Below are 540 nucleotides of genomic sequence, written 5' to 3' on the forward strand. Positions count from 1 at the left end.
TTTTTATTTTTCCATTAAATTATACTACTATTATGGTTCTTCACAAATATTTAAGGGATAATAATATTTAAAATTAAAAAAGTATCTAATTTATGACTTTAAAACTATAATTTATATATAGTTTCAATATAAGTCTTTATTAGATACTTTTTTGTAGCTTAAAAATACAATAGACTTAACTATTGTTTTATTATTCTTAATTATATATCAACTTATTTATATTCTTTAGGTAACATTAAATATTTTAAAAAACTAAAGAAGTATTCCATATTTCTATACCCATAAGCATTTCTCTTAGTAACTTTAATCTTATTATTTAATCCTTCTAATTTACCAGTACTTATATTATGTATAGAATGTGCTATTAACCCTTTTATTCTCTTTAGCTTATTATTAGCAAATATCACAAGTGGTTCTATTAAACTCTCTCTTGCAGCATTAAACCAATTCTCCCAAGATATACTAGCTTCTTCAAAACTAAAAAGATTAAATATTCTATTCATTTCTTCTTTCATAGCATAACATATAGATATCTTCTTA

Annotated in this window: 1 protein-coding gene; it reads right to left on the minus strand. The window is 21.1% G+C overall.

The features are described 5' to 3' along the window. Positions 1–212 precede the first annotated feature (212 nt). A partial coding sequence (locus AYC59_RS07950) for a transposase (RefSeq protein WP_211260029.1) occupies positions 213–540 on the minus strand: 328 nt, incomplete at its 5' end.

Origin of the sequence: Pseudostreptobacillus hongkongensis (assembly GCF_001559795.1) — a bacterium.
Taxonomy (GTDB): domain Bacteria; phylum Fusobacteriota; class Fusobacteriia; order Fusobacteriales; family Leptotrichiaceae; genus Pseudostreptobacillus; species Pseudostreptobacillus hongkongensis.